This is a genomic window from Telluria sp. AZSoR62, assembly GCF_058111565.1.
On record NZ_JBYTST010000006.1, the window covers coordinates 168934 to 194247 of the forward strand.

Annotated in this window: 22 protein-coding genes; 8 read left to right on the plus strand and 14 right to left on the minus strand. The window is 65.0% G+C overall.

Annotation, left to right across the window (positions count from 1 at the left end; all coding sequences use genetic code 11):
• Positions 1-5: 5 nt before the first annotated feature.
• The 10 genes from AC3XQU_RS11655 to ubiE all read right to left on the minus strand — a co-directional run bounded on the left by AC3XQU_RS11655 (position 6) and on the right by ubiE (position 9416).
• Positions 6-815, minus strand: a complete 810-nt coding sequence (locus AC3XQU_RS11655; protein WP_489874332.1) for an endonuclease/exonuclease/phosphatase family protein — start codon at positions 813-815, stop codon at positions 6-8.
• Positions 816-889: 74 nt separating this feature from the next.
• Entirely contained in the window at positions 890-1342 is a 453-nt protein-coding gene (gene nudB / locus AC3XQU_RS11660) for a dihydroneopterin triphosphate diphosphatase (RefSeq protein WP_489874333.1), read from the minus strand.
• Positions 1343-1439: 97 nt separating this feature from the next.
• Positions 1440-3236 carry an aspartate--tRNA ligase gene (gene aspS, locus AC3XQU_RS11665; RefSeq protein ID WP_489874435.1) on the minus strand — a complete coding sequence of 599 codons (1797 nt, stop codon included), beginning with the start codon at positions 3234-3236 and terminating at the stop codon, positions 1440-1442.
• A gap of 76 nt (positions 3237-3312) precedes the next feature.
• Positions 3313-3900 carry a DUF502 domain-containing protein gene (locus AC3XQU_RS11670; protein WP_489874436.1) on the minus strand — a complete coding sequence of 196 codons (588 nt, stop codon included), beginning with the start codon at positions 3898-3900 and terminating at the stop codon, positions 3313-3315.
• 56 nt (positions 3901-3956) lie between these two features.
• Positions 3957-4280 (minus strand): FmdB family zinc ribbon protein, encoded by a 324-nt coding sequence (locus tag AC3XQU_RS11675; protein ID WP_489874334.1) that lies wholly within the window; start codon positions 4278-4280, stop codon positions 3957-3959.
• 462 nt (positions 4281-4742) lie between these two features.
• Positions 4743-5351 (minus strand): methyltransferase, encoded by a 609-nt coding sequence (locus AC3XQU_RS11680; protein WP_489874335.1) that lies wholly within the window; start codon positions 5349-5351, stop codon positions 4743-4745.
• On the minus strand, positions 5338-6930 hold the full coding sequence (gene ubiB / locus AC3XQU_RS11685; RefSeq protein WP_489874336.1) for a ubiquinone biosynthesis regulatory protein kinase UbiB: 1593 nt from the start codon (positions 6928-6930) through the stop codon (positions 5338-5340). The genes AC3XQU_RS11680 and ubiB overlap by 14 nt, the downstream gene beginning before the upstream one ends.
• Entirely contained in the window at positions 6930-7556 is a 627-nt protein-coding gene (locus AC3XQU_RS11690) for a ubiquinone biosynthesis accessory factor UbiJ (RefSeq protein WP_489874337.1), read from the minus strand. The genes ubiB and AC3XQU_RS11690 overlap by 1 nt, the downstream gene beginning before the upstream one ends.
• A gap of 133 nt (positions 7557-7689) precedes the next feature.
• Complete coding sequence (locus tag AC3XQU_RS11695; RefSeq protein WP_489874338.1) at positions 7690-8664, minus strand: Tim44 domain-containing protein; 975 nt, start codon at positions 8662-8664, stop codon at positions 7690-7692.
• A 17-nt stretch (positions 8665-8681) separates the two neighbouring features.
• On the minus strand, positions 8682-9416 hold the full coding sequence (gene ubiE, locus AC3XQU_RS11700) for a bifunctional demethylmenaquinone methyltransferase/2-methoxy-6-polyprenyl-1,4-benzoquinol methylase UbiE (RefSeq protein ID WP_489874339.1): 735 nt from the start codon (positions 9414-9416) through the stop codon (positions 8682-8684).
• 212 nt (positions 9417-9628) lie between these two features.
• On the opposite strand from ubiE, the gene AC3XQU_RS11705 reads away from it, so the two are divergent.
• The 8 genes from AC3XQU_RS11705 (at position 9629) to AC3XQU_RS11740 (ending at position 19157) form a co-directional block, all read left to right on the plus strand.
• The gene (locus AC3XQU_RS11705) at positions 9629-11803 is read left to right on the plus strand and encodes a hybrid sensor histidine kinase/response regulator (protein ID WP_489874340.1); all 2175 of its coding nucleotides are present in this window, start codon (positions 9629-9631) and stop codon (positions 11801-11803) included.
• A gap of 210 nt (positions 11804-12013) precedes the next feature.
• Positions 12014-13351, plus strand: coding sequence for a sigma-54 dependent transcriptional regulator (locus AC3XQU_RS11710; RefSeq protein WP_489874341.1), 1338 nt, complete (start codon positions 12014-12016; stop codon positions 13349-13351).
• Between the two features lie 411 nt (positions 13352-13762).
• A complete protein-coding gene (locus AC3XQU_RS11715) occupies positions 13763-15604 on the plus strand; it encodes a hypothetical protein (protein ID WP_489874342.1) in 1842 nt (613 codons plus the stop codon).
• 79 nt (positions 15605-15683) lie between these two features.
• A complete protein-coding gene (locus AC3XQU_RS11720; RefSeq protein WP_489874343.1) occupies positions 15684-16073 on the plus strand; it encodes a hypothetical protein in 390 nt (129 codons plus the stop codon).
• A 10-nt stretch (positions 16074-16083) separates the two neighbouring features.
• A complete protein-coding gene (locus AC3XQU_RS11725; protein ID WP_489874344.1) occupies positions 16084-16764 on the plus strand; it encodes a C39 family peptidase in 681 nt (226 codons plus the stop codon).
• 12 nt (positions 16765-16776) lie between these two features.
• Complete coding sequence (locus AC3XQU_RS11730; protein ID WP_489874345.1) at positions 16777-17286, plus strand: hypothetical protein; 510 nt, start codon at positions 16777-16779, stop codon at positions 17284-17286.
• A 37-nt stretch (positions 17287-17323) separates the two neighbouring features.
• Entirely contained in the window at positions 17324-18757 is a 1434-nt protein-coding gene (locus tag AC3XQU_RS11735; protein WP_489874346.1) for a hypothetical protein, read from the plus strand.
• Positions 18758-18950: 193 nt separating this feature from the next.
• Positions 18951-19157, plus strand: coding sequence for a cold-shock protein (locus tag AC3XQU_RS11740; protein ID WP_489874347.1), 207 nt, complete (start codon positions 18951-18953; stop codon positions 19155-19157).
• 92 nt (positions 19158-19249) lie between these two features.
• Here the strand turns inward: AC3XQU_RS11740 and AC3XQU_RS11745 are convergent, their stop codons facing one another.
• The 4 genes from AC3XQU_RS11745 to AC3XQU_RS11760 form a co-directional block, all read right to left on the minus strand.
• The gene (locus tag AC3XQU_RS11745; RefSeq protein ID WP_489874348.1) at positions 19250-19672 is read right to left on the minus strand and encodes a gamma-butyrobetaine hydroxylase family protein; all 423 of its coding nucleotides are present in this window, start codon (positions 19670-19672) and stop codon (positions 19250-19252) included.
• Between the two features lie 11 nt (positions 19673-19683).
• On the minus strand, positions 19684-20109 hold the full coding sequence (locus AC3XQU_RS11750; RefSeq protein WP_489874349.1) for an HIT family protein: 426 nt from the start codon (positions 20107-20109) through the stop codon (positions 19684-19686).
• Positions 20106-24113 carry a DUF3683 domain-containing protein gene (locus tag AC3XQU_RS11755; protein WP_489874350.1) on the minus strand — a complete coding sequence of 1336 codons (4008 nt, stop codon included), beginning with the start codon at positions 24111-24113 and terminating at the stop codon, positions 20106-20108. The genes AC3XQU_RS11750 and AC3XQU_RS11755 overlap by 4 nt, the downstream gene beginning before the upstream one ends.
• 300 nt (positions 24114-24413) lie before the next feature.
• Entirely contained in the window at positions 24414-25193 is a 780-nt protein-coding gene (locus AC3XQU_RS11760) for a PEP-CTERM sorting domain-containing protein (protein WP_489874351.1), read from the minus strand.
• Between the last annotated feature and the right edge of the window lie 121 nt (positions 25194-25314).

The following is a 25314-nucleotide window of genomic DNA, read 5'->3' on the forward strand; positions in this document are numbered from 1 at the left end:
GTCCGTTAACTGAGCTGGAGTTCCGCCACGATCGGTGCGTGGTCGGACAGCTTGGCCCACAGCGGGCCGTGCATCACCTGGGCGTTATCGACATTGAAGCCGCGCACATAGATGCGGTCCAGGCGGAACCAGGGCAGCATGGCCGGGAAGGTGCGCGCAGGCGCCAGGCGCGGCGCACGGCCGGCCCAGCTGCGCACCATGTCGCCCATCGGCGACTTCGGTCCCACCTCGTCGAACACCTCGACCACCCCCAGCGCATTGCGCAGGCGCTCGCTCAGGGTGTTGCGCCAGTCGTTGAAGTCGCCGGCGATGATGACCGGCTCGCCATGCGAGGAAGCGTTGACGTGCTCGATCAGGGAGGCCGTCTGGCGCCCGCGGCTGCCCTCGAACAGGCCCAGGTGCACCACGTAGCAGTGCACCCGGCCGGAGGGCGTCTCCAGCACGCAGTGCAGGATGCCGCGCTGTTCGTAGGCGTGGTCGGAGATGTCGTGGTTGTGCGAATCCTCGATCGGGAAGGCGCTCAGCAAGGCATTGCCGTGGTGGCCGTGGTCGTAGACGGCGTTCATGCCATAGGCGCTGTGATGCGCCTCGCTGGTGAAATACTCGTGCTGCGCTTCCTCGGGCCAGTGGTGGTGCTCGAGAGCCTCCTTGCCGTAGCGCTCGAGGTGGCGGTCGTGCCGCCCCTGCACTTCCTGCAGGAAGACGACATCGGCATGGAATTCGGCGATTGCCTTCTTCAATGCGATCACCCGCGGCGTACTGCGCAGCGAGGAGACGCCTTTGTGAATGTTGTAGGTAGCCACGCGAATCTTCATGGGAACATTCTAACAACATCGTGCGTCCGGCCCGGCGTCAACCGGACCCAATCGTGCGCTTGTAAGGAAAACGCCTAGAGGGGCATGTGCCGCGGCAACTGCAAGATCGCTTCGGCATTCGAGGACGAGAAGCAGCGGTCGGCCGCCTCCAGGTACGGCAGCCAGGCATGGTGCAGGTGCTCGCGCGGGCTGAGCACGATGGGAATGTCGCGCGGCACGCAGACCGAGAACACGTGTTCGGTATTGTGCGTCACGCCCGGCGCGTAGCGGTGGCGCCAGACCGGATAGATCTCGTAGACGTTGGACAGGCGCCAGTCGTGCAGGCGAATGCGCTCGCCGTCGGCATGGATGCCGGTTTCCTCGAACAGCTCTCGCGCCGCGGTCTGCGTCAAGGGTTCGTCCGGCGTATCGAGCGAGCCGGTGACCGATTGCCAGAAGCCGGGGCGGTCGGCGCGCTCAATGAGCAGCACCTCCATGGCGGGGGTGTGGATGACGACCAGGACCGATTCGGGGATTTTATGGGGCATGGGGCCAATATAACAAACGCGGGCAGAACCGGTGACCGGTCGTGCCCGCGCTGGTTGAACGCGTGGGCAAGAAACTTGCCCACCCTACGAAAAACGATTACGCGACTTTCGGCTCGGTGGCGCGCAGGCGGATGTGCAGCTCCTTGAGCTGCTTCTCGTCCACTTCCGACGGCGCGTTGGTCAACAGGCACTGGGCGCGCTGGGTCTTCGGGAAGGCGATCACGTCGCGGATCGATTCCGAACCGGTCATCAGGGTGATCAGGCGGTCCAGGCCGAAGGCCAGGCCACCGTGCGGCGGCGCGCCGTATTGCAGGGCGTCGAGCAGGAAGCCGAACTTGAGCTGCGCTTCTTCCGCGTCGATCTTCAGGGCGCGGAACACCTTGCTCTGGACTTCTTCGCGGTGGATACGGATCGAGCCGCCGCCCAGTTCCCAGCCGTTCAGGACCATGTCGTAGGCCTTGGCGATACAGGCGCCCGGGTTGGTCTCCAACATGTCTTCGTGGCCGTCCTTCGGTGCGGTGAACGGGTGGTGGGTGGCGGTCCAGCGGTTGTTTTCTTCGTCGTGCTCGAACATCGGGAAATCGATCACCCACAGCGGCGACCAGACGTCGTCGAACAGGCCGGCCTTCTTGCCGAATTCCGAGTGGCCGATCTTCACGCGCAGCGCGCCGATGGCGTCGTTGACGACCTTGGCCTTGTCGGCGCCGAAGAAGATCAGGTCGCCGTCTTCGGCGCGGGTCAGTTCCAGGATCTGGGCCAGGACCTCGTCCGAGATGTTCTTGACGATCGGCGACTGCAGGCCATCACGGCCTTTTGCCTTCTCGTTGACCTTGATGTAGGCCAGGCCCTTGGCGCCGTAGATACCGACGAACTGGGTGTAGGCGTCGATTTCCGAGCGCGGCATCGAACCGCCCTGCGGCACGCGCATGCCGACCACGCGGCCGCCCGTCATGTTGGCGGCGCTGTTGAAGACCTTGAACTCGACCGACTTCATCAGGTCGGTGAGTTCGGTGAACTCGAGCTTGACGCGCATGTCGGGCTTGTCCGAACCATACATGCCCATCGCGGTGGCGAAGTCCATGACCGGGAACGGGTTCGGCAGGTCGATGCCGGCGGCGTTCTTGAAGACGACGCGCATCATGTCCTCGAACAGGTCGCGGATTTCCTGCTCGGTCAGGAACGAGGTTTCGCAGTCGATCTGGGTGAATTCAGGCTGGCGGTCGGCGCGCAGGTCTTCGTCGCGGAAGCACTTGGTGATCTGGTAGTAGCGGTCGAAGTTCGCCACCATCAGCAGCTGCTTGAACAGCTGGGGCGATTGCGGCAGCGCGAAGAAGTTGCCGGCGTTGACGCGCGACGGCACCAGGTAGTCGCGCGCGCCTTCCGGGGTCGACTTGGTCAGCATCGGGGTCTCGATGTCGATGAAGCCCAGGTTGTCCAGGTACTTGCGCACTTCCATCGACACCTTGTAGCGCAGGCGCAGGTTGTGCTGCATCTGGTTGCGGCGCAGGTCGAGCACGCGGTGGGTCAGGCGGGTGGTCTCCGACAGGTTGTCGTCGTCCAGCTGGAACGGCACCGGCACCGAGGCGTTGAGCACTTCGACGCTGCTGGCGTTGATCTCGATCTTGCCCGACTTGAGGTTGGCGTTGGCCGTGCCTTCCAGGCGGTTGGTCACGGTGCCGGTGATGCGCAGGCAGAACTCGTTGCGCACGTGCTCGGCGGCCTTGAACACGGCGGCGTTGTCCGGATGGCAGACCACCTGCACCAGGCCTTCACGGTCGCGCAGGTCGATGAAGATCACGCCGCCGTGGTCGCGGCGACGATGCACCCAGCCGCACAGGCTGACGGTTTGGCCCAGCAGTTCCTCGGTGACGAGGCCGCAGTAGTGAGTACGCATGGAGGACATAGTTTTCGTTCCAGGTTGGTTGGTTCGTTCAAGGCCATCGGCCCGTTGTTTGCTTGTTCTGTACCGCTTATTCGGGAGCGACCACGCCCATCGAGACGATGTGCTTCAAGGCCGCGTCGACCGACATGTTCAGTTCCACGACCCTGCTGCGTTCCATCATCAGGAAGAAGCCCGAGGTCGGGTTCGGGGTGGTCGGCACGTACACGCTCACGTAGTCGCCCACCAGGTGGTTCTTGACGTCCCCGCCCGGCACGCCGGTGAGAAACGCAATCGTATAGGAATCCGCGTGCGGATACGGAATCAGGACCGGCGTGCGGAACGCATTGCCCGAGGACGAGAACAGCGTGTCCGAGACCTGCTTGACGCTGCCGTAGAGCGAGCTGACCACCGGGATGCGCTTCATCACACGGTCGCCTACCTTCACCACCCAGCGCCCGACCAGGTTATTGGTCAGCAGGCCCGTGACGAACACGATGGCCAGCGTCAGCACGGCGCCCACGCCCGGCACGTCGCGGCCGAAGATGGTGTGCGGCTGCCAGGATTCAGGCACGAACAGCAGCGACTGGTCCAGCGTGCTGATGATCAGGCTCAGCACCCATGCCGTAATCGCCAGGGGCACCAGCACCAGCAAGCCGGTCAGGAAATATTTGCGCATCGAATTCATTTGTTCTTATGGTGTGCAGCCCTTGCGGGCCGTCGCATTTGCCGGACTCAGGTGCCGCTCTTGTCGCCGCCGCTCGCCGCGGCAGGCGCCGGCGTGCTGGTGGCGGCCGGAGTGCTGCTGCCCTCGCTTGACGCGGCCGGCGTGGCGGCCGAAGCTGCCCCTGCGGCAGTGCCCGTAGCGGGCGCATTACCGCCCCGAAAATCGGTGACATACCAGCCCGAGCCCTTGAGCTGGAAGCCGGCCGCCGTCACCTGTTTCTTGAAGGCGTCCTTGCCGCACGACGGGCAGACCGTCAGCACCGGATCGGAAATTTTTTGCAGGGCATCTTTGGTAAATCCGCATTCATCGCAGCGGTAGGCGTAAATCGGCATCGCATTACTCCGCAAAAATCTACAAAACCCTGAATTATAAAGCTTTTGCGTGAACTGTTGCCTGTTTGGGCTGCAGGGGCCGCCACGACCGAACGGGGACGCTCCCCTGCCATGCCGCGCGGGTGTTGTTTTTCTTCATCCTCAACAACTGTTTCGTTTGCTCAATAGCAGCCCGGAGTGATTAAATAGCATCTTTCCTAACGACACGTGGGAGTAGAGCAAGCTCTGCTGTCCAAAGTTGAAAAGAAACAGAAGATTGCGCGGTGCTGCACCGCCGCTGGTCCGTAAAAGAACGCTGTACTTCAAAGAGCCCGCGCATGCGGGCTTTTCTTTTGGCGCTGAACTGATCGCAATCCAAGCGCAACCCGGGGTCAGGTCTGACATTCAGACACGGGCTCAGCTGGCGCACGGTCGAGCTCGTGTCCAAATGTCAGACCTGACCCCGAAGTTGGAATTGCGGCGCTAGCGGCGCTGCCACACCATCCAGCGTTCTTTGCCGGCGAACACGGGAATCGAATCGGCTACCGGCGCATCTTCGGTGCACGCAAAACAAGGCGCCATCAAGGCGTCGAGCTCTTCGCGCGCGATCCCGAACGGCGGTCCCTTGGCGCCCTCGTCGAAAAAGAAAAAGCCCCCTACCCTGCCGCCTGGCGCCAACAGCGCGGCCCAGCGCGCTACGACCCGGGGGCGCATGGCCCGCGGCAGCGCACACAGGAAGGCGCATTCGTAGATGAAGTCCAGCGCCCGTGCCGGCTGCCAGGCAAAGAAGTCGGCCTGGACCACGCGCTCGCTCCACTGCCCCGCCAGCGCCTTGCCGCGCGCAACGGCAGCGGGTGCGAAGTCGATCGCGGTTGCGTCCCAGCCGGCCTCGCACAGGTAGGCCAGTTCCCAGGCGCTGCCGCAGCCGGGAATCAGGGTGACCAAGGGAGGATTGCCGGCGGCGAAATCGCGCAGGGACTGCGGCACGCCGCCGCGGTCCCAGGGCGTGAAGGCCTTGGCGAAGCGCTCGTCCCAGAATTGCGGGTCGAGCGGGTCGCGGCTGTCGAAGCTCGGGGCGTCAGCCGCCGCCATAGACGAAGAACCAGCCGATCGCCGCCATGCCCAGGCTGCCTGCCACCAGGCCGAGGAAGGTCATCAGGCCCAGCAGGCGGTTGGTGCGGCGCTGCTCGGCCAGCACCATGGCCATGATGTCGGCATTGGACATCGGGTGGCCGCCGGTGTTGCCGATGCTGGCGTGGGCGTGGTGTTCGAGCGCCTGGTGCAGCAGGCGCGGCAGTTGCGGGAAGATGTGGGCGTAGCGCGGCGCTTCGGCGCGCAGGCGCTCGACCATGCCGCCCCAGCCGACCTGCTCGCCCATCCAGCGTTCCAGGTAGGGCTTGGCGGTCTTCCACAAATCGAGTTCCGGGTCGAGCTGGCGGCCCAGGCCTTCGATGTTGAGCAGGGTCTTTTGCAGCAGAACGAGCTGGGGCTGGACCTCGATATTGAAGCGGCGCGACGTCTGGAACAGGCGCAGCAGGATCTGGCCGAAGGAAATATCCTTCAGCGGGCGGTCGAAGATCGGCTCGCAGCAGGCACGCACGGCCGATTCCAGCTCGTCCACGCGGGTCGTGCGCGGCGCCCAGCCCGATTCGATGTGGGCCTCGGCCACGCGCTTGTAGTCGCGGCGGAAGAAGGCCAGGAAGTTCTGCGACAGGTAATCCTTGTCGAAATCGGTCAGGGTGCCGACGATGCCGAAGTCGAGCGCAATGTAGCGCCCGAAGGTTTCCTTCTCGACCGAGACCAAAATATTCCCAGGGTGCATGTCGGCATGGAAGAAGCCATCACGGAAGACCTGGGTGAAAAAGATTTCCACGCCGTCGCTCGACAGCTTCTTCAGGTCCACGCCTTCGGCTGCCAGGCGGTCGATCTGCGACACCGGGATGCCGCGCATGCGTTCCATGACGATCACGCTGCTCGAGCAATAATCCCAGTGCATCTCCGGCACCATCAGCAGATTCGAATTGGCGAAGTTGCGGCGCAGCTGGCTGGCATTGGCCGCTTCGCGCATCAGGTCGAGCTCGTCGTGCAGGTATTTGTCGAACTCGGCCACCACTTCGCGCGGCTTCAGGCGCCGGCTTTCGGCCCAGACGCGCTCGATCAGGCGCGCGGCCAGGTCCATCAGGGCCAGGTCTTCGTCGATGGTCTTCTTCATACCCGGGCGCAGCACTTTCACCGCCACCTCGGTGCCGTTCTTGAGCGTGGCGAAGTGCACCTGGGCGATCGAGGCCGAGGCCACCGGGGTGCGTTCGAAGCTGGCGAACAATTCGTTGGGGTGGGCGCCGAGCGAAGCCGTGATCTGGGCGATGGCCAGGTCGGAATCGAAAGGCGGCACCTGGTCTTGCAGCAGCGAGAGCTCGTCGGCGATGTCCTGGGGCATCAGGTCGCGCCGGGTCGAGAGCACCTGGCCGAACTTGATGAAGATCGGGCCCAGTTCTTCGAGCGCCTGGCGCAGGCGGATCGCGCGCGGCGAGGTGATGCGGCGCCAGAAGAACACGGTATTCATGAAGCGTGCGGTGCGCGGCGCCTGCAGGCTCGTCACCGCGATCTCGTCGAGACCGTATTTGGTGGCGATGGTCAGGATTTTTACCAGGCGCAGGAATTTCAATATCATCAGCTATCCGAAGAAGTCAGTGGTCGCCCGGCGTGGGGGGCGGAAGCGGCCTGCGCCAGGCGCGCTTCGAGTTTCGCGATGCGCTTGGCGGTGCGCTCGACATCGTCGCGCAGGCGCACCACGTCGGCGGCGAACTCGCCGACCTGGGACGGGCGTACCAGCACAGGGCGCTCTTCCAGCAAAAATTCGGCCACGTTCTCGGCCAGCCGGCGGCCGGCGCCCAGCACGCCTTCGGCCGCGCCGCGCGAGCCCTGCACCAGGCCGCGCGCGCCGAGCGGGCCGATGAAGCGTTCCAGGTCGTATTCGGCATCCCAGCGCAAATCCCTGGACAGGGCCGAGATGGTGTTGGCAAATTCCGCGTCGCCCTCGATCTTCACATAGGAAAAGGCGCGGTCGCGGTTTTGCGCGATCAAGGGCAGGTCGGCCAGCTTGACGCGGATGGTCACGTTGTCCGGGGCCTCGCCGCCGCTTTCGAGCATGCCGTCGCGCGCCACGCGCAGGCGCAGCTGGAACTGGCCCGTGTCGATGCAGGCTTGCTTGCCGGCATGACGGACGAGCGTATCGCGCGCCCAGGCTTCCTGGGCCAGCAAGTGGTTGATCGTAGCGACCGCTGGGGTCGACAGCATGGTGGAGCTCGGGAACATGGCGGCACACATTGTTGAAAAAAAAACCGCCCGAAGGTAAGTCGGGCGGTTTTGATCTTACCAGTTTGCCGGGCGCAAACCCGGCAGCGCAGAAACTTTACTGAAAAATAATACTTTAGTGAAGCTGCTGGATGCCCGCCAGGACCCATCCGCTCTGGCCCGACAGCGGCTTGGACATGTTCCACACTTCCACGAAAGGCTCGGCCGGCGCGTTCGGGGCGGTGCGGATCATGCCGTTGAACTGCACGCTGGCCAGGTAGTCGGTGGCGGTGGTCTCGATGCCCAGCAGCTGGCCGTCGATGCTCACCACGTCGGTGAAGTCGGCCACGTTGCCGCGCTCCTGGATCTGCATCTTGAGCTCGGCGAAGACTTCCGGCGTGGTGAACTCGCGCAGGTCGTTGGTGTCGCCGCGGTCCCAGGCTGCCTGCATGCGGATGAACGAGGCTTGCGCGTGGCGCAGGAAGGCCGCCTGGTCGAAGTCGCCCGGTACGCCCCACTGGTTGTGCGCCACGCCGCTTGCCGCGCCCGCTTTATTCAGGGATACGCCGCCCTGGGCTTGCTGGCCCTGGAAGCCCACCGGCTGGCGCAGGCCGGAACCGATTTCCGGGGTGGCCACCGAACCGGCGGCGGCGCCGGCCGGCTGCGGATTGGCATAGCCGCCAAAGGCCGGGTTGGCCGGGGTGTCCTTGCGGCGGAACATGCGCACGATGAACATCACGGCCAGGACCAGGAGGCCGATCATCAGGATGGCCGAGATCGCACTGGCCAGGGCGCCGCCGATGCCCAGGTGCGAGAGCAGCGCGCCCAGGCCCAGGCCCAGCAGGGCGCCGCCCAGGATGCCCTTCCACATGCTCGGGCGAGCGGTGCGCGCGGCAGCGGCGGCGCCCGCGGCGCCGGCCGTGGCCGGCACGGCCGAAGGCTGGCGCTGCTGGAAGCCCGGGGCGGGCGCCGGCGCCGGGGCCGGCATGCGCTGCACCGATTGCGACTGGCGCCCGATCGAGCGCTTGCCGCCCATCGGGCGCGCGGTCGCTTCCGCAATCATCGACACGGCGGTGACCGCCAACAGCATCGTAGCCAGGAATTTTTTCATGATCGTCTTCCTAATAATTACAATTTGATGCCGGTGTGCAGTGCCGCCACACCCGCCGTCAGGTTGTGATACTGGACCCGCTCCAGCCCCGCATCGATCATCATCGTCTTGAGCGTGTCCTGGTCCGGGTGCATGCGGATCGACTCGGCGAGGTAGCGGTAGCTCTCGGCGTCGCCGGCAATCTTCTGTCCCAGCCAAGGCAGCACCGAGAACGAGTACACGTCGTACGGTTTTTGCAGCGGCGCGATGACCTTCGAGAATTCCAGCACCAGCAGCTTGCCGCCGGGCTTGAGCACGCGGCGCATCTCGGCCAGCGCCTGGTCCTTGTGCGTCATGTTGCGCAAACCAAAAGCCACGCTGACGCGGTCGAAATAATTGTCCGGGAACGGCAGCTTCTCGGCATCGCACAACAGAGTTGGGGTCACCAGGCCCTTATTCAACAGGCGATCGCGGCCGACCCGCAGCATCGACTCGTTGATGTCGGTGAGCCAGACTTCACCCGTGCGTCCCGCCTGCTGCGCAAACGCCTTGGCCAGGTCGCCCGTGCCGCCGGCAATGTCGAGCACCTTGAAGCCCGGGCGCACGCCCGCCTGGGCAATCGTGAACATCTTCCAGGCGCGGTGCAGGCCGGCCGACATCAGGTCGTTCATGACGTCGTATTTGGCGGCGACCGAATGGAAGACCTTGGCGACTTCCTGGACCTTCTGGTCCTCGGCGACAGTCTTGTAGCCGAAGTGGGTGGTATTCGTCATATATGGGGGCGGTGGTAGGTTGCCAACATTATACAAGCTGCTCCAATTCCGCCTCGCGCGTTGACCCGGTGCCTGTCCCGCCACACAAAAGCAGGTCCGGCGGGAAAAAAATGTTGCCTGCTATATAATACCCAAATCAATCAAATCTAATCTCCATGTCTGCACCCATGCGCATCCGGACGCGTCTTCAACTCCTCGTGCTTGCCGTTCTGGTGCCCTCTTTCATTGCAGCGGCGCTGGCGGTCGCCTATGTCTACCACGAGGAACAGAAGTCGCAGATGCAGGGCGTTGCGGAAGTTACCCGCGCCTTTGCGCTGCTGGTCAACAACGAATTGGAAACCCATACGGGCATTCTCCGAACGCTGGCCAACGCGTCCACGCTGCAGGAAGGCGACCTGGAAACCTTCCACAGCTTCGCACGCCGCGTGGCGCCCGGTGGAGAAACGGTGGTCGTGCTCGCGGACCTGGAGGGTCGCCAGTTGCTCAATACGCGCCGTCCCTTCGGTGCGGCCCTGCCACAGGCACGTTCCTCGAACGTGGGCGAATTGATGCGTAGGCTAGGGCTGGACCAGGCCATTGTCTCCGACATGTTCATGGCGCCGATTGGCAAGCGCTTCGACTACACTATCCAGGTGCCGGTCATGGTCGACGGCCGCCTGCGCTATCACCTGCTCATGGGAATCAATGTCGCGACACTGCAGAGCCTGCTCGAACTGCACGATTTTCGGAGCGAATGGATTGCCACCCTGGTCGACCGCCAGGGCCGGGTCATGGCACGCTCGCGCGAAGCAGCGCGTTTCCTCGGCAAGCCGATCAGCGCCGGAACCCATGGGCGCATCAATGCCCGCAAGGAAGGCAGTTCGGCCAGCCGTACGCTCGACGGTACCGACGTGCGCGCTTTCTTCGCGACCGTCCCGGTATCGGAGTGGAAGGTGCTCGTCAGCATACCCAACAGCGAAATCCGCCGCCTCCCCCTGCGCGCTGCGGCCTTGCTGGGCGCAATGATGGCCGCCCTACTGGTCGCCGGCGTGCTCGCGGCCGGATGGCTGGCCCGGCGCGCCATCGGGCCAATCGAATACCTGGGCCGTATTGCTGACGAACTCAGCCATGGAAAAGAAACTCCCTACCGTCACCACGGCATCGCCGAGATCGACAACGTGGCGCGGCGCATGGCCGAGGCCGGCCGCCAGATTCGCCACTCCCAGCAGGAGCTCGAGCAACGCGTCGCAGAGGCGGTCGCTACTACAGAGCGTGTGCAGGGCGCGCTGCTCAAGGCCCAGAAACTGGAAGCATTGGGGCGGCTTACCGGCGGCATTGCCCATGAATTCAACAACCTCCTGCAGACCCTGAGCACGGCGCTGCAGCTGGCCGAGCTCACCGCCACCCAGCAGAAGGTGCTGCAGCTGGTCCAGACCTGCAGGAAAACCGTGCAGCGCGCCGCGACGCTGACCAACCAGCTCGGCGCCTTCGGACGGATTCAGGAAGCGCGCCAGGAGACAGTGGATACAGGCGCACAGCTGCGCAGTGCGCGGCATCTGATTGCGGGAGCGCTGCGCGACGATATCGTGCTCGAGCTCGACTGCGACGACGACGCCTGGCCGGTGACGGTCGAGCCGTTGCAATTCGACCTGGCGCTGCTGAACCTGGCCATGAATGCGCGCGACGCCATGCCGCGCGGCGGCTTGCTGCGCATCGAAGCGCACAACCTGGCACCGGCGCAGCTGCCTGCCGGACTGGCGCCGGGCGACTATGTCGGCGTCAGCGTGCAGGACAATGGCAGCGGCATGGCGCCGGAGGTGCTGGCGCGCGCCCTCGATCCGTTCTACACGACCAAGGCGCCGGGCCAGGGCACCGGCCTGGGCCTGCCGCAGGCCTACGCGTTTGCCGCACAGTCGCAAGGCCTGCTGGTGCTCGATAGCGCACCCGGGGCCGGCACGCGGGCGACGCTCTACCTGCCGCGCACGCGCGCACAACTCTCCCAGCCGCGCCACGATGGCGTGGGGGCGCCCGCTCTCCCACGCGCCCGGGGCCAGGTGCTGTTCGTCGAAGACGACCCCCTGGTGCGCGATGCGGTCACGCAAGCACTCGTGGAGTGCGGTTTCGACGTGCTTTGCGCCGACAACGGCGACCAGGCCGTCACCCTGCTCGACGGCGGCGCCCGGCCTGCCGTGGTGTTCTCCGATATCGTCATGCCCGGCTCGGTCAGCGGCATCGATCTGGCCGCGATCGTGCGCCAACAGTATCCCGCCCTGCCTATGGTGCTGGCCACCGGCTACAGCAACCAGCAATCCGGCGTGCCCGGCGTCCAGGTGCTTGCCAAACCCTACCGGATCGAGACACTGGTAGCCCTGCTGGCGCAAGCGTCTGCACGTAAAGACATTCCGTAAGGCATTGATTCCTGATGGAATTTTTGCGATGCAGATTACCAACTCGGCAATTGCCGTGCGCCGGAAAGTTGCTAATTCTGGTTAAATAATCGTCATACGTTGCCGGATACGAACCGGCACCACTGCGGGCAATTCCGTTAGAGAAACCCGCCCCCCGGCCGCCAAGCGCCGTCCGCATTGCCAAACAATAACCAAGAATAAACGAGGTATATGGTGTCGGTGAAACGACTGTTATGCATAACGAATGAGGGCAAAGCGGGCGTGCACGCCGCCTGCGGCGATCTGCGGGGCTGGGACGTATGCACGGTGGACAGCTTCCAGGCCGCGCGCAAGGTCCTGGCGCAGCAGCATTACGCGGTCGGGCTGCTGCTCGACGGCAATGGCAGCCTCGAACACGACGACACCGAACGCTTCCTGCAACAGCATCACCACATCCGCTGGATCGGCGTGTTCGGTTCCGACGTGCTGCACCGTCCGCAGCTGCGCCATGCCATCGCCACCCATCTGTGCGACTTCCATACCCGGCCGGTCGACACCGTGCGCCTGCACCACTCGCTCGGCCACGCCCATGGCATGGCCATGCTCGTCAAGGGTACGCCGCCGCACAAGCGCAAGGCCGGCGCCCGCCATATCGACGGCCAGTCGGCGGCCATTCGCCGCCTGCGCGCCCACATCGACAAGATCGCCGCGGTCGATGCGCCCGTGCTCATCTCGGGCGAAAGCGGCAGCGGCAAGGAACTGGCCGCGCAGGAAATCCACGCGCAGTCGCCGCGCGCCGCTGGGCCGTTTATTGCGATCAATTGCGCGGCCATTCCACCCTCGCTCATCCATTCGGAACTGTTCGGCTACGAGCGCGGCGCCTTTACCGGCGCAGCGAAAGAAAAACAGGGCCTGATTGAGGCAGCCTCGGGCGGTAGCATTTTCCTCGACGAAATCGGCGACCTGCCGCTCGATCTGCAGGCCAGCCTGCTGCGCTTTCTGCAGGAACGCACAATCTACCGCGTCGGCGGCACCCGCACGATTTCCGTCGATGCGCGCGTGATCACCGCCACCCACGTCGACCTGCCCAAGGCCGTGGCTGCGGGACGCTTCCGCGAAGACCTGTATTACCGCCTGAGCGTGTTCCCGATCCGGGTGCCGCCGCTACGCGAGCGCAAGGACGACCTGCCCCTGCTGACGGAGCTCATCTTTGACAAATTTGCCGACGAAAAGAGCCCGCAACTCAAGGGCGTGAGCAAGCAAGCCATGCGCGCCATGAACCAGCACGACTGGCCCGGCAATATCCGCGAGCTGATCAACCGCATGCGGCGCGCCATGGTGCTGGCCGAGCATCGCCTGATCATGCCGGAAGACCTGGAGCTGCAAGGCGGCGACGATGCGATCATCCTGCGCGACGTGCTCGACACGACCCGTGGCAGTGCCGAGCGCAACGCCATCTGGAACAGCCTGGCCCGCTGCGGCAACAACATCAGCCAGGCCGCGCGCGACCTCGGTGTCTCGCGCATGACGCTTTACCGCCTGATGGCCAAACACTCGATCGCGCCTTGATTTCCGCGCACTGCCGCCAGGCTTGTCGCGCTTCTCCCCGCTAGTTCCCGCATCTCCCCGCTTGCTGCCCCGCAGCGCGCTGAAAACCTGCTCCCTTGTCCTACTTACTGTACTGCCGCCACCAGGCGGGCTGCATCAGCTCGCCCCGGGAATTGCTCACGAATTGATACAGTCTCGTGACAATACCGTTACAACTGTCTCAAGCCTGTGACACTTATCTCTGGAGTTGTTGAATTGCCTCATCAACAACCTCCTACAAGTTTACCATCTGTCAAAACCATCAATTTAATCAAAGACTTGCGTGGAGGAGCGAAGCTGGCACGCTAACTGCTAATAGAGGGATGGACCGGTTGTCATATTGACACCGGGCATATCAACTTTTTATCAGTGACACACAAAGGGGAGTATCAGATGAAGCGCACTATTCTGGCGACCGCAATCGCCTTCGCATTCAGCATGGCACACGCACAAGACGGCAACTCGGTGAACAACGTCCGTGGCGGTAACACCCAAACTTCGACGACCGATCGTTCGGACAACAGCACCCGTACGAACACCACGACCAACACCGACAACAGCGCTCGCACCAACACGAATACCGACAGCAGCACGCGCACTGATACTCGCACCAACACCAATACCACCACCGACAGCAGCTCGCGCGACTCGTCGGGCCAGAACCGCAGCTCGGGCGACGCGATGGCCGGCGGCCTGGGCGCCGCATCCGCCAACAACATGGGCACCGCAAGCTCGTCGGTGGCGAACTCGTTCAACACCTCGACCGCCAGCTCGACCAGCACCCTGACCGGCAACGTCAGCGGCAACAGCATTTCGGACATCGGCAACTCCTCTTACAACACCGGCAACGCCAACGGCGCTTCCGGTTCCGGCGCACGCGGCGGCGACGCCATGGGCGGCAACGCACGCGGCGCCGCCGGCGCATCGGGCGGTTCGGCCAACGGCGCAGCAGGTGCGGCAGGCGGCGCTGGCGCCGGCGCGACCAGCGGCTATGCCTCCAACGGCACCTCGTCGGTCGGCAACGCTTCCGGCGCAGCCGGCGGCGACGGCGGCCTGGCGCGCGGCGCGACCTCGGGCGACGGCGGCCGCGGTGCGGCTGGCGGCCTGGGCGGCGCGGGCGGCTCGTCGGCTGCCACCGGCGGCATGGGCGGCGGCTCGGGTGCAACCGGCGGCGCAGGCGGCGCCGGTGCAGCAGGTGGCGCAGCCAACGGCGGCATGGGCGGCGGCACCGGTTCGCTGGCTGGCGGCAACGGCGGCAGCAACGGTAACGTGAACGCCGGCGAAGGCGGCGCAGGCGGCCGTACCGGCATGTCCACCGGCGGCGCCGGCGGCATGGGCGGTGCAGGCGGCATGTCGTCGGGCTCGACCCTGACCGCATCGAACGGCGCCAACGCAGGCGGTGCATCGAACGGCGACACCGGCGCATCGTCGGGCGCGGGCGGCATGCCTGGCTCGGACGGCACCACCGGCGGCGCCAGCGGCGCGGCCACCTCGACCGGCGGCACCAGCACCGCAGGCACCGCAACGAGCGGCGCCAACTCGAACACCGCAGGTGATTCGATGGGCGGCGCAGGCGCGGCTGGCGGCGCAGGCGCCACCGCTTCGAACACCGGCGGCGCCGGTGCGGCAGGCGGCGCATCGACCGGCGGCACGGCCGGCGCAGGCGCAGCCTTGAGCTCGACCGGCGGCGCAGGCGCCTCGGGCACCGGTGGTGAAGGCGGCGCAGGCGGTGCAGGCGCAGCCGGCACCTCGACCGGCGGCGCAGGCGCTTCGGGCACCTCGACCGGCGGCGCCGGTGCAGCAGGCGGCGCAGGCGGCGCGGGTGCAGCCAGCGGCGCGGCTTCGAACATGGCCGGCGCCGGCGGTGCAGGCGGCTCGACCAGCAACGGCGACGCTTCGAACGGCGCCAACACCTCGGGCTCGGCTACCGGCGGCGCCGGCGGCGCGGGCGGTGCAGGCGGCTCGACCATGGCAGGTGCAGGCGGTGCGGGCGGCGCCAACACCGGCGGTGAAGGCATGGGCGGCGCAGGCGGCGCGGGCACCGGCGGCAACGGCGGCACCCAGACCGTGAGCACCGGCGTGTTCGACATGTCGAACTCGATGTCGAACATCGCCCAGTCGGCGGCCGGCGTCTCGGTGATCAGCCAGAACAACGGCTTCTCGTCGCTGATCCAGCAAAGCGTCAACGTCCAGTCGAACCTGGCAGTCGGTTCGTCGGGCGCCACCGGCCAGTAAGCCTCACGCGCGGTATGCAGTAATGCAGTAACTACCACCGCGCGGCACCTGCCGCGCGGTGGTTTTCAAAGGAGAACGTATGAAACCTGTGAACCGATATCTGCTGGCTGCGCTGGTCGCGCTCCCGCTGGCGGTCCAGGCCGCCGACCCGGAAAAGCTCCCGGTCAAGGTCAGTTTTCTGTCTGAAGTAAACGTCGCCCCTGCAGCGCGCAGCAGCGTCGATGCCTGGGGCGAGGCGGCAGCCACCGAACGCCTGGCCGGCACCACCGGCAAGGACGACACCGTCCACACCGAATCCGTACTGGGCGGTACGGTCGGCAACAACACGGCCATCAACACGGTCAGCGGCAACAATGTGATCGACAGTGGTTCGTTCGCGAATTCGCAGGGCTTGCCGGTCGTGATCCAGAACAGCGGCTCGAACGTGCTGATCCAGAGCGCCACCACCATCAACCTGCGTTTGCAATAAGCATGAAGCCATGAACAAGCATCTAGCCCTCAGCGCCGCCCTGTGCGGCCTGTTGCTGGCGCCCGGCTGCCAGGCCTCGGCTCTCGAGCTGGCGGTCGGAAATCGGGTCACGGTGCCGGTTACCAGCCTCAAGGACATCAAGTTCCGCAACACCACCCGCCAGCAATTCGATTTTTCCTGCGGCTCGGCCGCACTGGCCACCCTGCTGACCTACCACTACGGCACACCGGTTACGGAAAAAGCCGTGTTCGAGCAGATGTTCTCCACGGGCGACCAGGCCAAGATCCGCCAGCAGGGCTTTTCCATGCTCGACATGAAACGCTTCCTGGCCACCCGCGGCTTCGTCGGCGACGGCTTCCAGCAGCCGCTGGACAAGCTGCTCGAGGCCAAGCTGCCGGCGATCGTGCTCATTACCGACCGCGGCTACAACCATTTTGTCGTGATCAAGGGGGCCGAAGACGGCCGCATCCTGCTGGGCGATCCGTCCACGGGCACCCGCTCGGTCACGCGCGAGCGTTTCCATGAACTGTGGGCCAACAAGCTGCTGTTCGTGGTGCATAAATTCCCTGGAAAGGTTGCCTTCAATGGCGCCGAGGACTGGCGCGCCGCCCCGCGTGCGCCGCTCGGCAATGGCATCAACCAGGAACAGTACAGCCAGAGTTTGCCGAAATTCGGCCCTGGCGACTTTTAAAAAGGATTCACCATGCAATGGCTCACACATGCATGCCGGGCCATGCTGGCCACGCTGCTGGCCGGAGCCTGCGGCGCAGCCCTGGCCCAGGCGGGCGCCCCGGTCGACAGCTGGAAAGCGGTCGATGCCGCCACCCTCGAGCAGCAGCGCGGCGGCTTCGACCTCCCCGGCGGCCTGAACCTGTCGCTCGGGATCGAGCGCGTGGTCTCGGTCAATGGCGAAGTGCTGTCGCGCACCAACGTCGCGATCGCGGACATGGCGACCATGAACGCCAGCCAACTGCTGCAGGCGCGCGCCGCGCTCGGCAGCTCCCAGCTGATCCAGCTCGGCGGCAACAATATCGCGCCGGGCGACCTCGGCCTGCCCAATGGCGCGACGCTGATCCAGAACAGCCTCAATGACCAGACCATCCGCGCCCATACGACGATCACCTCGACCGTCAACAGCATGGCGCTGATCAAGGACCTGAATTTTCACTCAACTATTCGTGATGCAGTCGTGCGCTCGGCTGGAAGCCTGTAATATTGCAATATCGTTAACATAGCCGATGGAGAAACGGATGCACATTCACGCCGCGCGCCTTGGCGCTGCCGGGCTGGCCGCCATGCTGCTGGCCCCGGCCGCGCTCGCCCAGCAGGCCCCTGCCACTGAAACCGACCAAAGCAAGGAAATGGCCACGCTCAAGGCCGAACTGGCCGCGCAGCGCGAACTGGTCAACAAGCTGATGCGCGAACTGCAGGCCCAGCAGACCAAGATCGACCGCATCGAAGAACGCGGCGCAGTCCCCGAACGGGCCATTGCCGATACCCAGGGCTTGCCGGCGCGCGCCGACGACGTCCTGCTGTCGGAACTGCGCGGCACCGGCGGCCAGAACGGCGTGGTGCCGGCCACGCTGCCACAGAACCCGCCGACCAATCCGCCGCCCTCGACGCCGGGCCCGATCGGCGGCCAGGCCCCAGCGCAGGCGGCACGCGCCCCGAACCAGGCCCAGGCGCAGGCGCAGAACAATGCAACGCGCTCGCCGCGCGACGGCCGCCCGCCCGAAGTGGCGCCGCTGTTCGAGGCGCCGGGCGTGCTCACGCCGCGCGGCAAATACATCCTGGAGCCCTCGGTGCAGTTCGGCTATTCGTCGAGCAACCGCGTGGCGCTGGTCGGCTACACGGTGATCCCGGCGCTCCTGATCGGCCTGGTGGACGTGCGCGAGGTCAAGCGCAATACCTTCACCGGCGCCCTCACCGCGCGTACCGGCCTGAACAACCGGATGGAAGTCGAGGTCAAGCTGCCTTACGTCTACCGTTCGGACGCCACCGTCAGCCGCGAGATCTTCACCGGCACCGCGGTCGAGCGGGTCTTCGAGACCAGCGGCAAGGCCATCGGCGACGTCGAAGTGGCGGGACGCTACCAGCTCAACGCAGGCGGCCCGGACAAGGCCTATTACATCGGCGGCTTGCGCTACAAGTCGACCACCGGCCGCAGCCCCTTCGAAGTCGTGACCGACTGCCAGACGCGCTGCATCGGCGACAACGTCACGGGCACCGGCCTGCCCCTGACGCTGCCGACCGGCTCGGGCTTCAATACGCTGCAGGGCAGCCTGACCTGGCTGTTCCCGTCCGATCCGGCTGTTTTCTTCGGCAACATCAGCTACCTGCACAACTTCAAGCGCGACAACGTCACGCGCCTGGTGCGCAACGGCGAGCGCGAGCCGCTGGGCGAACTGGCCCCTGGCGGCATCATCGGCTTCAATTTCGGCATGGGCCTGGCGCTCAACGACAAGGCGTCGCTGAGCCTGGGCTACGACCACAGCACCGTGGGCCGCATGAAGCAGAACGGCAACACGGTGCCCGGGGCGGTGCGTACCCAGCTCGGTACCCTGCTGCTTGGCTATTCCTACCGCTTCAACGAGAAGCGTTCGCTGAACGTGGCGGTGGGTGCCGGCGTGACGCGCGACACGCCGGACGTCTCGCTGACGGTTCGGGTGCCCTTCTCGTTCTAAGGGCAAACACAGCCGTCCGGGGAGTGGCGGCTGTGGCATTTCGTTGACGGTGCGCACGATTCAAAAATCTTGCTTCCGTTTTAACAAATTCTCTCTATAATCAAGTTTGCAATGTTGAGCGCGCCACTGGTCAGTATGTCCGAAGGTTCGCTGGCAGGGCGAACAAACAGACAAACTAACAAGAGAGAATGACATGGCGACTGGTATCGTAAAATGGTTCAATGATGCAAAAGGTTTCGGTTTTATCACCCCGGACGGCGGCGGTGAAGACCTGTTTGCGCACTTCTCGGCAATCAATGCAAGCGGCTTCAAGTCGCTGGCCGAGAACCAGCGCGTGACCTTCGAGGTCACCACCGGTCCAAAAGGCAAGCAGGCTTCGAACATCCAGCCAGCAGCTTAAGGGCCTTGCCCGCCCGGCGGGCAGCGCGCAGCAAAAGAGCACATCTTCGGATGTGCTCTTTGTTTTTGGGGATGGCGTGTTGTTTCGTTCGGTCAGTGGCTGTGGCCGCAGCCGGACTTTGGCGCCGCGCTCGTGCCAGGCAGGACGGCGCCGGGTTCGCGGCCGCTGTCGCCGGCGAAGCCCGCCGCATGCAGGCGCTCCATATAGGCTTGCCAGAGCTTCGCCTGCTCGCTGCCCAGCTTGTACAGGTAATCCCAGGTGAAGATGCCGCTGGCGTGGCCGTCGTCGAATTCGGGCTTGACGGCGTAGTTCCCGACCGGCTCCAGGCCCAGCATGCCGACCTCGCGCTTGCCCAGCTGGAGCACTTCCTGGCCGGGGCCGTGGCCCTTCACTTCTGCCGAGGGCGAGTACACGCGCATCAATTCGAAGGGGATCGAGAAGGCGCTGCCGTCGTCGAAGGCGATTTCGAGCACGCGCGATTTCTGGCGCACCGTCAGATCAAGTGGATTGGGCATGCAGACTCCTCTTATTGGTTAAAACGGCGGGCGATGGCGCCGGCCAGTTCCGGCAGCAACGCGCGGCGGGCGGCCAGTATCGCTTGGTCGGTCTGGCGTGCGGCCGCGGCCCACACCGGCGCCGGGAAATGGGCGTCGTCCGCATAGCGCGGAATGACGTGCCAGTGCAGGTGCGGCACCACGTTGCCCAGGCTGGCCACGTTCACCTTCAGCGGCTGCATGACTTCGCGCACGGCCAGTTCGAGCCGGTACACGGCGTCGTTGAGCAGCAGGCGGTCTTCCTGGGCCAGGTCGCTCATCTCGCGCACATGCTCGCGCCAGACGACGCGGCAAAAGCCGGGATAGTTGGCGTCGTCGACGACGATGACGCTGAATTTGGGGCCGGCCCAGGCCACGGGCACGGCCAGTTCGCACAGTTCGCAGCCTTGCTCGGTCATACCAGCACCCTTTCGATGCCGCCGTTGTTGGCGCGCGCCACGTAGTCTGGCAGCCAGTTTTCCCCCAGCAGGTGCTTGGCCATCTCCACCACGATGTAGTCGGCGGTGGTGCCGGAATCATGGTTGTAGCGCGACAGGCCCTGCAGGCAGGACGGGCAGCTGGTCAAGATCTTGACTTCGCCGTCGAAACCGTCGGCGCGCAGCTTGTCGGCGCCCTTCTCCATCTCGCCCTGCTTGCGCGAGCGCACCTGGGTGGCGATGTCGGGACGGCTCACGGCAAAGGTGCCGGACTCGCCGCAGCAGCGGTCGTTCTTCTCGATCTTCACATTGTCGAAGGTGCTGACGAGCGCGTTCACGGTCTTGAGCGAATCCTGCATCTTCATCGGCGTGTGGCAGGGGTCGTGGTACATGTAGCGGGTGCCGGACACGCCCTCGAGCTTCACGCCCTTCTCCATCAGGTATTCGTGGATGTCGATGAGGCGGCAGCCCGGGAAGATCTTGTCGAACTCGTAGTTCGCCAGCGAGTCGTAGCAGGTACCGCACGACACCACGACCGTCTTGATGTCGAGGTAGTTCAGCGTGTTGGCCATGCGGTGGAACAGCACGCGGTTATCCGTCACCATCTTGTCGGCCTTGTCGTACTGGCCGGCGCCGCGCTGGGGATAGCCGCAGCACAGGTAGCCCGGCGGCAGCACGGTCTGCACACCGACTTCCCACAGCATCGCCTGGGTCGCCAGGCCCACCTGCGAGAACAGGCGCTCGGAACCGCAGCCCGGGAAGTAGAACACGGCTTCGGTGTCGGCGTTGGTGGCCTTGGGGTTGCGAATGATCGGGATGACCTTGTCGTCCTCGATGTCGAGCAGTGCGCGCGCCGTCTTCTTCGGCAGGTTGCCCGGCATTTTCTTGTTGATGAAGTGGATCACCTGCTCGCGCACCGGCGCCTTGCCGGTGGTCGGGGGCGGCGCTTCCACCTGCGGCTTGGCAAAGCCGCGCAGCAGCTGGTTGCCCATGCGCTGGGCCTTGTAGCCCCAGTCGACCATCACCTTGCGGGTGGCGTTGATGGTGGTCGGGTCGGTCGCGTTCAGGAAGAACATGGCCGCGCGGTTGGCCGGCTTGAAGCTGCGCTTGTCCATCTTGCGCAGCAGGTTACGCATGTTCATCGAGACGTCGCCGAAGTCGATGTCGACCGGGCATGGCGTGACGCACTTGTGGCACACGGTGCAGTGGTCGGAGACGTCCTCGAATTCTTCCCAGTGGCGGATCGACACGCCGCGCCGGGTCTGCTCCTCGTACAGGAAGGCTTCGATCAGGGCCGAGGTGGCGAGGATCTTGTCGCGCGGCGAATACAGCAGGTTCGCTTCCGGCACGTGGGTGGTGCAGACCGGTTTGCACTTCCCGCAGCGCAGGCAGTCCTTGATGCTGTTGGCGATCTCGCCGATATCGCTTTGCTGCATGATCAAGGACTCGTGGCCCATCAGCCCGAACGACGGCGTGTAGGCGTTGCGCAGGTCGGCGTGGGCGCCTTCCAGGTTCAGGAGCTTGCCCTTGTTGAAGCGCCCTTCCGGGTCCACGCGCAGCTTGTAGTCGCGGAATTCCTGGATCTCTTCGTCCTTCAGGAATTCGAGCTTGGTGATGCCGATGCCGTGTTCGCCCGAGATCACGCCGTCCAGCGAACGGGCCAGCTTCATGATGCGCTCGACCGCCTTGTGGGCGTCCTGCAGCATCGCGTAGTCGTCCGAGTTGACCGGCAGGTTGGTGTGCACGTTGCCGTCGCCGGCGTGCATGTGCAGCGCCACGAACACACGCGAGCGCAGCACGCGCTTGTGGATCGCCGTGGCTTCGTCGAGGATGCACTTGTAGGCGGCGCCGTTGAAGATCTGGCGCAGCGGCGCGCGCACGTCCTGCTTCCACGAGACGCGGATGGTGTGGTCCTGCACCACGTCGAACAGGGTCGCGTCAAGCTGGGTCCCAATCCGGGCATCGAGCGTGGACGACAGGTTGTCCAGCCCGAGTTCGTCCAGCTTGCCGCGCACCTCGCCCAGCGGCGCGTCCAGGTTGGCCAGGATGAAGCTCCAGCGCGCCTGCACCTGCGCCATCAGCGCCATCGCCTGCTGCGGACGGTCGCCCAGGATCTCGGCGCGGTCGACCGCGTCGGTGGCGTCGTCGCTCTTCTCGATCGGCAGGTGCTCGTTCGACAGGTAGGCCAGCAGTTCGCCGGCCAGCTGCAGCTTGTTCTTGATCGACAGCTCGACGTTGATGCGCTCGATGCCGTCGGTGTATTCGCCCATGCGCGGCAAGGGAATCACCACGTCTTCGTTGATCTTGAAGGCGTTGGTGTGGCGGGCGATCGCCGCGGTGCGGGCGCGGTCGAGCCAGAACTTCTTGCGCGCTTCCGGGCTGACGGCGACGAAGCCTTCGCCCACGCGGGTGTTCGCGATGCGCACCACTTCCGAGGCGGCGATCGCCACCGCGTTCTCGTCGTCGCCGACGATGTCGCCGAACAGCGCCATTTTCGGCAGCACGCCGCGCTTGGACTTGGTGGCATAGCCGACCGCGCGCAGGTAGCGCTCGTCCAGGTGCTCCAGGCCCGCCAGGCGCAGCGTGGCGAAGGCCGGGTCGCCGTTCTTCGGCAGGCTGTCGAGATAGTTGGTGATTTCGACGATCGACGGGATCGCGTCGCGCGCCTGGCCGAAGAATTCCAGCGCCACGGTGCGCGTGAACTTCGGCATCTTGTGCAGGATCCAGCGGCCCGAGGTAATCAAGCCGTCGGTGCCCTCTTTCTGGATGCCCGGCAGGCCGGAGAGGAACTTGTCGGTGACGTCCTTGCCCAGGCCTTCCTTGCGGAAGCGCTTGCCCTCGATGGCCAGCGTCTCGGTGCGGAAAGGCGCGCCCTTGGCCACGCCACGCGGAGTGGGATGGGTCCATTCGAGCTTGAAGGTGGCGACCGGCGCGTCGTGGATCTTCGACAGGTTGTGGTCCATGCGCGTGACTTCCAGCCAGTCGCCGTTCGGGTCCACCATGCGCCACGAGGCCAGGTTGTCCAGCGCCGTGCCCCACAAGACGGCCTTCTTGCCGCCCGCGTTCATGGCGATGTTGCCGCCGACGCAGGAGGCGTGGGCCGAGGTCGGGTCGACCGCGAACACGAAGCCGGCCTTTTCGGCCGCCTGCGAGACGCGCTGGGTGACCACGCCGGCGTAGGTATGGATGGTCGCGTATTCGCGGTCCACGCCCGGCAGGCGGGTGATTTCCACTTCGCCGATGCCGATCAGTTTTTCGGTGTTGATCACGGCCGACATCGGCGTGAGTGGAATCGCGCCGCCGGTGTAGCCGGTGCCGCCGCCGCGCGGGATGATGGTCAGGCCCAGTTCGATGCAGCCCTTGACCAGGCCCGCCATTTCTTCTTCCGAGTCCGGCACCAGCACCAGGAAGGGATACTCGACGCGCCAGTCGGTGGCGTCGGTGACGTGCGAGATGCGGTGCATGCCGTCGAAGCGGATGTTGCGCTTGTCGGTATAGGCGCCCAGCACGCGCAGGGCGCGCTTGCGCAGGTCGTACATGGTGCGGAACTCGAGGCCGAAGGCGTCGACCGCGGCGCGCGCGGCGTCGAGCAGCTGTTCGACGGCGGCGTTGCGGCTGGCCGCGGCGTCGAGATCGTCGTCGCCGGCCGCGTCCACGCTCAGGCGGCGCTTGTCGACTTCGCCCAGGCGGTGGTGCAGCGCGTCGATCAGCTTCTGGCGGCGCTTCGGGTTGTCCAGCAGGTCGTCCTGCAAATACGGATTGCGGCGCACGACCCAGATATCGCCCAGCACCTCGTAGAGCATGCGCGCCGAGCGCCCGGTCTGGCGCGCCCCGCGCAGCTCGTCGAGCAGCCGCCACGACGACTCACCCAGCAGGCGGATCACGATTTCGCGATCGGAAAACGAGGTGTAGTTGTACGGGATCTCGCGCAGGCGCGCGGGGGCGTTGTCGGCAAGCAGGGTATGCAGTTGTGCGGGGGCGTTCATGGAATCGACTCGACAGCTCGGACGGGCCCGAAGGACGTTCATTCTAGCTTATTGCGCTGCACCACGCTGGTGAGCGGTAAGAAAATGATCACAAGCCACGCAAGGAAATGCCAATACTCAACATTAAATGCAAATTATCTTTGCAGAAAGTGGCTGCAGTGCATCTTTCGTTTGCATGCAGGGCCCTATCGGCAAATGCTGTGCAGTACCGCCGGGCCCGGAACACGATGCTGCATCCAGCCAAACGCAACGGGGGCGGCGCCTTGCAGCGCCGCCCCCGCGGTCTAGCAGCGATCGTGCTTACTTGCTGCGCTTGCGGCGCGCCATGGCCGCGCCCATCAGGCCCAGGCCCAGCAGGGCCAGCGAGCCCGGTTCAGGCACGTCGGCAGCTTGCAGCTCGAAGTTGTAGGTGTTGGACACGCCGGCCAGGTCGATGGTGACATTGTCGGCAAAGCCGCGGTAGCCGTTGCCGGCGGTGCCGCCCACGCCCACGCTGAAGCCGCCGATGTAGGCAGCATCGCTGAAATACATGCTGTCTTTCCAGCCCTGCAGGTTCATGTTCAGCTGGCTGCCGTTCACATTGGTCACGCCGCCCGAGAAACGATAGAACAGGTCGTTGGTACCGGAGGTGTACCAGGTGTCGCGCTGGGTGTTGCCGTAGGTGCCGTTGTAGACGCCTTCCCAGATCAGTTCGCTGCGCACGCCGTTGTCGATCACGGTCACGCGCAACGCCGGCGTGTAGTCGGGATGCAGGGTGGCGATGCTGTTCGAGGCGATCGCCCAGTCGAAGGTCAGGCTGGTGAGCTGGTCGAACAGGCCGAGATTGGTGCCGGTGTTGTACAGGCTGCCCATCACGGTGCGGGTGCGTTCGCCTGCCATTTCCAGCGAGCCATTGCCGGAGCGTGGCATGGTGCCGGTGATGGTAGCGGTGGCGCCGTTGCGGGTTTCGGTCACCGGCGTGGTCCACAGAACCGAATCCGGCGTGACCTTGATTTCGGCAGCCTGCACCGAAGCCATTGCCGAGACGGCGAGCATGGCGAAGACCGATTGCTTGAGCATCGTGTTGAAGACGGTTTTCATGGAATACCCCTAGTTATTGATTGGAAAAAGCTTATGCATGCTTTTATGCAATTATTATGCCTGCAATTGCAACCGGTTCATAATCAATACCTTATGGAAATTCCATATCCACGCGCGCACC

Excerpts from the sequence above, each read along its gene's own strand:
- AC3XQU_RS11655 (WP_489874332.1), bottom strand. The coding sequence starts at position 815 with ATGAAGATTCGCGTGGCTACCTACAACATTCACAAAGGCGTCTCCTCG.
- nudB (WP_489874333.1), bottom strand. The coding sequence starts at position 1,342 with ATGCCCCATAAAATCCCCGAATCGGTCCTGGTCGTCATCCACACCCCC.
- aspS (WP_489874435.1), bottom strand. The coding sequence starts at position 3,236 with ATGCGTACTCACTACTGCGGCCTCGTCACCGAGGAACTGCTGGGCCAA.
- AC3XQU_RS11670 (WP_489874436.1), bottom strand. The coding sequence starts at position 3,900 with ATGCGCAAATATTTCCTGACCGGCTTGCTGGTGCTGGTGCCCCTGGCG.
- AC3XQU_RS11675 (WP_489874334.1), bottom strand. The coding sequence starts at position 4,280 with ATGCCGATTTACGCCTACCGCTGCGATGAATGCGGATTTACCAAAGAT.
- AC3XQU_RS11680 (WP_489874335.1), bottom strand. The coding sequence starts at position 5,351 with ATGGCGGCGGCTGACGCCCCGAGCTTCGACAGCCGCGACCCGCTCGAC.
- ubiB (WP_489874336.1), bottom strand. The coding sequence starts at position 6,930 with ATGATATTGAAATTCCTGCGCCTGGTAAAAATCCTGACCATCGCCACC.
- AC3XQU_RS11690 (WP_489874337.1), bottom strand. The coding sequence starts at position 7,556 with ATGCTGTCGACCCCAGCGGTCGCTACGATCAACCACTTGCTGGCCCAG.
- AC3XQU_RS11695 (WP_489874338.1), bottom strand. The coding sequence starts at position 8,664 with ATGAAAAAATTCCTGGCTACGATGCTGTTGGCGGTCACCGCCGTGTCG.
- ubiE (WP_489874339.1), bottom strand. The coding sequence starts at position 9,416 with ATGACGAATACCACCCACTTCGGCTACAAGACTGTCGCCGAGGACCAG.
- AC3XQU_RS11710 (WP_489874341.1), top strand. The coding sequence starts at position 12,014 with ATGGTGTCGGTGAAACGACTGTTATGCATAACGAATGAGGGCAAAGCG.
- AC3XQU_RS11715 (WP_489874342.1), top strand. The coding sequence starts at position 13,763 with ATGAAGCGCACTATTCTGGCGACCGCAATCGCCTTCGCATTCAGCATG.
- AC3XQU_RS11720 (WP_489874343.1), top strand. The coding sequence starts at position 15,684 with ATGAAACCTGTGAACCGATATCTGCTGGCTGCGCTGGTCGCGCTCCCG.
- AC3XQU_RS11725 (WP_489874344.1), top strand. The coding sequence starts at position 16,084 with ATGAACAAGCATCTAGCCCTCAGCGCCGCCCTGTGCGGCCTGTTGCTG.
- AC3XQU_RS11730 (WP_489874345.1), top strand. The coding sequence starts at position 16,777 with ATGCAATGGCTCACACATGCATGCCGGGCCATGCTGGCCACGCTGCTG.
- AC3XQU_RS11735 (WP_489874346.1), top strand. The coding sequence starts at position 17,324 with ATGCACATTCACGCCGCGCGCCTTGGCGCTGCCGGGCTGGCCGCCATG.
- AC3XQU_RS11740 (WP_489874347.1), top strand. The coding sequence starts at position 18,951 with ATGGCGACTGGTATCGTAAAATGGTTCAATGATGCAAAAGGTTTCGGT.
- AC3XQU_RS11745 (WP_489874348.1), bottom strand. The coding sequence starts at position 19,672 with ATGCCCAATCCACTTGATCTGACGGTGCGCCAGAAATCGCGCGTGCTC.
- AC3XQU_RS11750 (WP_489874349.1), bottom strand. The coding sequence starts at position 20,109 with ATGACCGAGCAAGGCTGCGAACTGTGCGAACTGGCCGTGCCCGTGGCC.
- AC3XQU_RS11755 (WP_489874350.1), bottom strand. The coding sequence starts at position 24,113 with ATGAACGCCCCCGCACAACTGCATACCCTGCTTGCCGACAACGCCCCC.
- AC3XQU_RS11760 (WP_489874351.1), bottom strand. The coding sequence starts at position 25,193 with ATGAAAACCGTCTTCAACACGATGCTCAAGCAATCGGTCTTCGCCATG.